Below are 6558 nucleotides of genomic sequence, written 5' to 3' on the forward strand. Positions count from 1 at the left end.
CGGCACGGCGCTGGCCCAGACCCGCCCGCGGCCGGCCGCCCGCACGGACCGGGTGGTCGCGGAGCTGGCGGCGCCGGTGGTGGCCGACGGGAAGGTCTTCGGGGGCGCGCCGGACGGCACGGTCTTCGGGGTGGACGGGCGCCACCCCGAGGACTGGTGACGGTAGGTCAGCCGAGCTTGGACACGTCGCGGATCGCGCCCTTGTCGGCGCTGGTGGCCATCGCGGCGTAGGCGCGCAGGGCCTGGGAGACCTTGCGCTCGCGCGCCTTGGGGGCGTAGACACCACCGAGCGCCTCGCGGCGGGCGGTCAACTCCTCGTCGGAGACGAGCAGTTCGATCGTGCGGCCGGGGATGTCGATGCGGATGCGGTCGCCGTCCTCGACGAGCGCGATCGTGCCGCCGGACGCCGCCTCGGGCGAGGCGTGGCCGATGGACAGGCCCGAAGTGCCGCCGGAGAAGCGGCCGTCCGTGACGAGGGCGCAGGCCTTTCCGAGGCCGCGGCCCTTCAGGTAGGAGGTCGGGTAGAGCATCTCCTGCATGCCCGGGCCGCCCTTGGGACCCTCGTAGCGGATGACGACGACGTCGCCCTCCTTCACCTGCTGGGTGAGGATCTTCTGGACGGCCTCCTCCTGCGACTCGCAGACGACGGCCGGGCCCTCGAAGGTCCAGATGGACTCGTCGACGCCGGCGGTCTTCACCACGCAGCCGTCCTCCGCCAGGTTCCCCTTGAGGACGGCGAGGCCGCCGTCCTTGGAGTAGGCGTGGGCGACGTCGCGGATGCAGCCGTTCGCGGCGTCGGTGTCGAGGCTGTCCCAGCGCTTGGACTGGGAGAAGGCGGTCGCGGAGCGCTCGCAGCCGGGGGCCGCGTGCCACAGCTCGACGGCTTCCTCCGACGTCGCGCCGCTGCGGCTGTCCCAGGCGTCCAGCCATTCCTTGATGGACGGGGAGTGGACGGTGTGCACGTCCTCGTTCAGCAGGCCGCCGCGGTAGAGCTCGCCGAGGATGGCGGGGATGCCGCCGGCGCGGTGCACGTCCTCCATGTAGTACGTCTTCGAACCCGCGACGTTCGGCGCGACCTTGGCCAGGCACGGGACGCGGCGCGAGACGGCGTTGATGTGGTCGAGGTTGTAGTCGACCTCGGCCTCCTGGGCGGCGGCCAGCAGGTGCAGGATCGTGTTCGTGGAGCCGCCCATGGCGATGTCGAGCGCCATGGCGTTCTCGAACGCGGCGTGCGTGGCGATGTTGCGCGGCAGGACCGAGTCGTCGTCCTCGCCGTAGTAGCGCCGGGTCAGGTCGACGACGGTGGCGCCCGCGCGCTCGTACAGCGCCTTGCGGGCGGTGTGCGTGGCGAGGACCGAGCCGTTGCCCGGCAGCGACAGGCCGATGGCCTCGGTCAGGCAGTTCATCGAGTTGGCGGTGAACATGCCGGAACACGAGCCGCAGGTCGGGCAGGCGTTCTCCTCGATGCGGAGGATGTCCTCGTCGGAGATCTTGTCGTTGACGGCCTCCGACATCGCGTCGACCAGGTCGAGCGTGCGCACCGTGCCGTCGACGAGGGTGGCCCGGCCGGACTCCATCGGGCCGCCGGAGACGAAGACCGTCGGGATGTTCAGGCGCAGGGCCGCCATCAGCATGCCGGGCGTGATCTTGTCGCAGTTCGAGATGCAGACCAGCGCGTCCGCGCAGTGCGCCTCGACCATGTACTCGACCGAGTCGGCGATCAGGTCGCGCGAGGGCAGCGAGTACAGCATGCCGCCGTGGCCCATCGCGATGCCGTCGTCGACCGCGATGGTGTTGAACTCGCGCGGGATGCCGCCCGCTTCCGTGATCGCCTCGCTGACGATGCGGCCGACGGGCGCCAGGTGCGTGTGGCCGGGGACGAACTCGGTGAAGGAGTTGGCGACGGCGATGATCGGCTTCCGGCCGATGTCCGCACCGGGTACACCGGAGGCGCGCATAAGGGCGCGTGCGCCCGCCATGTTGCGGCCGTGGGTGACTGTGCGGGACCTCAGCTCGGGCATCGTCGCTCGCTCCTTAGAGACCTTGGGGACCCGGTGAGAGGGGCCCTCCTGTGGGCCTTTTCGAGGACAGAAAAGACTGCGTACGAGCCTACGCCGACGCTCCGAGGTCTGGACAGGGCGTCCGCATATCGGGACGCACGTCTCATCCAGAGGTCATCCGCCGGTCAGATGCCCCTGCACCACGGGCGCGAGCCGCGCCACGAGGACCTCGACGTCCGCCGAGGCCAGCGGCTCCGCCTTGATCACGTACCGGAGCATCGCGGTCCCCACCAGCTGGGCCGCGGCCAGCGACGCCCGCAGCTCGGCCTCCTGCTCCGGCACGTCGAGCCGGCGCCCGATGCGGGACAGCAACTGCGCGGCGATGAGCCTGCGGAAGACCCCGGCGGCGATCTCGTTGTTGACCGCGGAGCGCACGATGGCGAGCAGCGGGGCCCGCGTCGCGGGGTTCTCCCAGACGCCGAGGACGAACCGGGTGAGCCGCTCCCCGACCCCGTCGAGCGGGCCGTCCTCCACGACGCGCGGCGCCTGCAGGGCGGGGGCGAACGCCGTCTCGACCGACGCGGCGAACACCTGCTCCTTGGTGCCGAAGTAGTGGTGCACCAGCGCGGGGTCGACCCCGGCCGCCTTCGCGACGGCCCGCACGGACGTCTTCTCGTACCCCCGCTCGGCGAACTCCTCCCGTGCCACGGCGAGGATCCGCTCCCGCGTCCCGGGCCCGTCCGTGTTCCCGGTGCGGGCGGGGCGCCCGCGCCGTCGCGCGGGCTCGCTCATGAACGCGGCACCTGCACCGCGGAGGCGAGGTGCAGCCGCGTGAACGCGAGGGCCTCCGCGAGATCGGCCTCGCGCTCGGCGCTGGACATCGCCCGCCGGGTGTTGACCTCGATGACGACGTGCCCGTCGAACCCGCCGGTGGCCAGGCGCTCCAGCAGTTCGGCGCAGGGCTGGGTGCCGCGTCCTGGCACCAGGTGCTCGTCCTTGTTGGACCCGTTCCCGTCGGCGAGGTGGACGTGGCCGAGCCGGTCGCCCATCCGCTCGAACATCTGCAGGGCGTCGGTCCGCGCCGTCGCGGTGTGGCTGAGGTCGACGGTGAAGTGCCGGTAGTCGTCCTTGGTGACGTCCCAGTCCGGGGCGTACGCGAGCATCTCGCGGTCCCGGTAGCGCCACGGGTACATGTTTTCGACGGCGAACCGCACATCCGTCTCGTCGGCCATCCGCCACACGCCGTCGACGAAGTCACGGGCGTAATTGCGCTGCCACCTGAAGGGCGGGTGCACGACCACGGTCGACGCCCCGAGCTTCTCCGCGGCGGCCTTCGCCCGCTGCAGCTTGATCCACGGGTCGGTGGACCAGACCCGCTGCGTGATCAGCAGACACGGGGCGTGCACGGCCAGGATCGGGATCCGGTGGTAGTCGCTCAGGCGGCGCAGCGCCTCGACGTCCTGACTGACGGGGTCGGTCCACACCATGACCTCGACGCCGTCGTAGCCCAGGCGCGCGGCGATCTCGAAGGCCGTCGCCGTCGACTCCGGATACACCGAGGCGGTCGACAGGGCGACCTTCGCATCCGGGATGCGCACCACTGGTTCTGCCACGCAGACAGAGTACGGGCCCGCGCTCGGCGGCGGGGGTCCGCCCCGGGGCCCACCGCTCGGTCCCGGCCGCCTCACGCCCCCGGCAGGTGGTCGAGGCGGCGCAGGATGACGCCCTCGCGCAGCGCCCAGGGGCAGACCTCCAGGGTCTCGACCCCGAACAGGTCCATCGCCCCCTCGGCCACCAGGGCCCCGGCGAGCAGCTGCCCGGCCCGGCCCTCCGAGACGCCGGGCAGCTCGGAGCGCTCGGCCCCCGTCATCGCGGCGAGCCGCGGCACCCAGTCCTCCAGGGACTTGCGCTTCAACTCCCGCTGTACGTACAGACCTTCGGTCGACCGGGCCGCCCCCGCGAGCCGTGCCAGCTGCTTGAACGTCTTCGACGTGGCGACCACGTGGTCGGGTGCCCCGAACCGGCTGAACTCCCCGACGGTGCGCGCGATCTGCGCCCGCACGTGCCGGCGCAGCGCCTTCACGTCCGCCGGGTCCGCGGGGTCCCCGGGCAGCCACGCGGCCGTCAGCCGGCCGGCGCCGAGCGGCAGCGACACCGCCGCGTCCGGCTCCTCGTCGATGCCGTACGCGATTTCGAGGGATCCCCCGCCGATGTCGAGCACCAGCAGCTTCCCGGCCGACCAGCCGAACCAGCGGCGTGCGGCGAGGAACGTGAGGCGGGCTTCCTCCGCGCCGCTCAGCACCCGCAGCTCGACGCCGGTCTCGGCCTTCACGCGGGCCAGCACCTCGTCGGCGTTGCTCGCCTCGCGCACCGCGGACGTGGCGAACGGCAGCAGGTCCTCGACGCCCTTGTCCTCGGCGGCCTCCAGGGCCCCGCGGACCGTGCCGACCAGCAGCTCCACCCCGTCGGGGCCGATCGCCCCGCGCTCGTCGAGGAGTTGGGCGAGCCGCAGCTCCGCCTTGTGCGAGTGCGCGGGCAGCGGTCGGGCACCCCTGTGCGCGTCCACCACAAGCAGATGCACCGTATTCGAACCCACGTCGAGGACACCGAGTCTCATGTACGAAACGCTACTGCGCCCGCGGGCCCGCTCATCCGCCGCGGCCGCGGCAGGGGTCTTCCCGGGCCGCTCCGCGCGCTTACTCTGGAACGGTGCCAAAGACGAAAAAGGCCAAGGCCGACAAGAGCGACAAGAAGTCCAAGTCGGCAAAGCAGGCGAAGCCGCTGCGGGCCGAGCAGCGGACGCCGGACGAGAAGGGAATCGATTTCCCGCGTGCCTGGGTCGAGTTCCCGGATCCGGCGGACGACGAGCAGGTCTTCCGCTGCGATCTGACATGGCTGACCTCTCGTTGGTCGTGCATCTTCGGAAGCGGCTGCCAGGGCATCCAGGCGGGCCGCGCGGACGACGGCTGCTGCACGCTCGGCGCGCACTTCTCCGACGAGGACGACGAGAAGCGCGTGGCCCAGCACGTGGCCCGTCTCACGCCGGACATCTGGCAGCACCACGACGTCGGGACCGAGACCGGCTGGGTGTCGAAGGACGAGGACGGCGAGCGCCAGACCCGCCCGTACAACGGCTCGTGCATCTTCCAGAACCGCCCGGGCTTCCAGGGCGGCGCCGGCTGCTCGCTGCACATCCTGGCGCTCAAGGAGGGCCGCGAGCCCCTGGAGACGAAGCCCGACGTGTGCTGGCAGCTCCCCGTGCGCCGCACCTACGAGTGGATCGACCGCCCGGACGACACCCGCATCCTGCAGGTCTCGATCGGCGAGTACGACCGCCGCGGCTGGGGTCCGGGCGGCCATGACCTGCACTGGTGGTGCACGTCGGCGACCTCGGCGCACGGCGCGGGCGACCCGGTGTACGTCTCGTACGGCCCGGAGCTGACCGAGCTGATGGGCAAGGCCGGTTACGCCAGGCTGGTCGAACTGTGCGAGGAGCGCCTGGCCTCGCTCCCCAAGGGGCTGCCCCTGGTCGCCCCGCATCCGGCGGATCCGGCTTCGGCGTAAGGACACGGCAGGCCGCGGGCTACGGGGACTGCGGCGCGGTCGAGCCCCCGGGGTCCGTCGGGTGGCCAGGCGTCGAGTCGGTCGGTGTCGGGTCGGGCTGGGAGGTCGTCGGGTCGGGGGACGACGGGTCGCTCGGCCCGTCGGTCGGCTCCGAGGGCGACGGATCGGACGGCGTGGGGTCCGGCGCACCGGTCCCGTGGCCGTGGCCGTGCCCGTGCCCGTGCCCGTGGCCATGACCGTTCCCGTGTCCGTGGCCGTGCCCATGTCCGTGGCCCTGCCCGTTGCCGCCCCGGCGTCCGTACCCCTCGATGGAGATGACGGCTCCGGACGGCGCGATCGCGACGCGTGCGCTCCAGTGCCCGCGCGGCTCCTGGTCCTCGTCGACGTACACCTGGATCGTGACCGACTCCCCCGGCCGCAGCGTGCCCGAGGACCGGCTCAGGTACAGCCAGTACGCCCCGGTGGACGCCGACCAGTGCACGGCCGAACTCCCGGACGCCGTCAGCGTGATGAGTGTCGTCTCGCCGCTGGGCTGCGCCTCCACGGTGAGCCGGCCCGGGCCCAGACCCGCGCGCGTGGGCGGCGAGATCACCTCTACGGAGACGTCCGGTGAGCGGCTGCCCGAGGTGAAGCGGGGGTCGGGGGTGGTGCTGGCGTTGCCCGCGTTCTCGTACGTGTCACCGGTGCGCTCGCCGTCCAGCCCTTCCGCACCGCCCGCCTCGGTGGCGCTGATGGAGCGGCCGTCGGAGCCCTCCCCGGTGTGCGGGGCTCCTCGGTAGGCGGCCCACAGGGCGAGGACGGGGGCGGCCACCACGGTGGCGACCACCGTCGTCGTGACGGCACGCGAGCGGAGCCGGTCGCGGCGCGCCGCGCGGTCCTTGGGGTCCATCGGGAAGCCGTGCCGGTCGAAGCGCGGGGCACCGCCGGGGTGCGTCGCGTGCATCGCGTGGTGCAGGGCGGCGCGCGGGGCGTCGACCAGGGGCAGTGCGGCGGG

5 protein-coding genes and 1 pseudogene are annotated in these 6558 nt (G+C 72.6%); 1 reads left to right on the plus strand and 5 read right to left on the minus strand.

The genetic code is table 11. The features are described from left to right. Positions 1-167: 167 nt before the first annotated feature. The 4 genes from ilvD to G3I40_RS09265 all read right to left on the minus strand — a co-directional run bounded on the left by ilvD (position 168) and on the right by G3I40_RS09265 (position 4617). Entirely contained in the window at positions 168-2021 is a 1854-nt protein-coding gene (gene ilvD / locus G3I40_RS09250) for a dihydroxy-acid dehydratase (RefSeq protein ID WP_164301677.1), read from the minus strand. A gap of 153 nt (positions 2022-2174) precedes the next feature. Continuing rightward, positions 2175-2792, minus strand: a complete 618-nt coding sequence (locus tag G3I40_RS09255; protein WP_164301678.1) for a TetR family transcriptional regulator — start codon at positions 2790-2792, stop codon at positions 2175-2177. Beyond that, complete coding sequence (locus tag G3I40_RS09260) at positions 2789-3613, minus strand: sugar phosphate isomerase/epimerase (protein WP_164301679.1); 825 nt, start codon at positions 3611-3613, stop codon at positions 2789-2791. Before G3I40_RS09260 ends, G3I40_RS09255 begins: the two co-directional genes overlap by 4 nt. A gap of 71 nt (positions 3614-3684) precedes the next feature. Beyond that, a complete protein-coding gene (locus tag G3I40_RS09265) occupies positions 3685-4617 on the minus strand; it encodes a Ppx/GppA phosphatase family protein (protein WP_164301680.1) in 933 nt (310 codons plus the stop codon). A 92-nt stretch (positions 4618-4709) separates the two neighbouring features. Here G3I40_RS09265 and G3I40_RS09270 point away from each other — a divergent pair, with 92 nt between their 5' ends. Next, a complete protein-coding gene (locus tag G3I40_RS09270; protein ID WP_164301681.1) occupies positions 4710-5564 on the plus strand; it encodes a hypothetical protein in 855 nt (284 codons plus the stop codon). 19 nt (positions 5565-5583) lie between these two features. Here the strand turns inward: G3I40_RS09270 and G3I40_RS09275 are convergent. After that, positions 5584-6558 (minus strand): annotated as a pseudogene (locus tag G3I40_RS09275) (BACON domain-containing protein); the annotation flags it as partial.

It is taken from the genome of Streptomyces sp. SID14478, from assembly GCF_010548525.1.
Classification (GTDB): domain Bacteria; phylum Actinomycetota; class Actinomycetes; order Streptomycetales; family Streptomycetaceae; genus Streptomyces.

What these genes read in the sequence shown, in the direction of transcription:
- ilvD (WP_164301677.1), bottom strand. Translation starts at nt 2,021, where the DNA reads ATGCCCGAGCTGAGGTCCCGCACAGTCACCCACGGCCGCAACATGGCG.
- G3I40_RS09255 (WP_164301678.1), bottom strand. Translation starts at nt 2,792, where the DNA reads ATGAGCGAGCCCGCGCGACGGCGCGGGCGCCCCGCCCGCACCGGGAAC.
- G3I40_RS09265 (WP_164301680.1), bottom strand. Translation starts at nt 4,617, where the DNA reads ATGAGACTCGGTGTCCTCGACGTGGGTTCGAATACGGTGCATCTGCTT.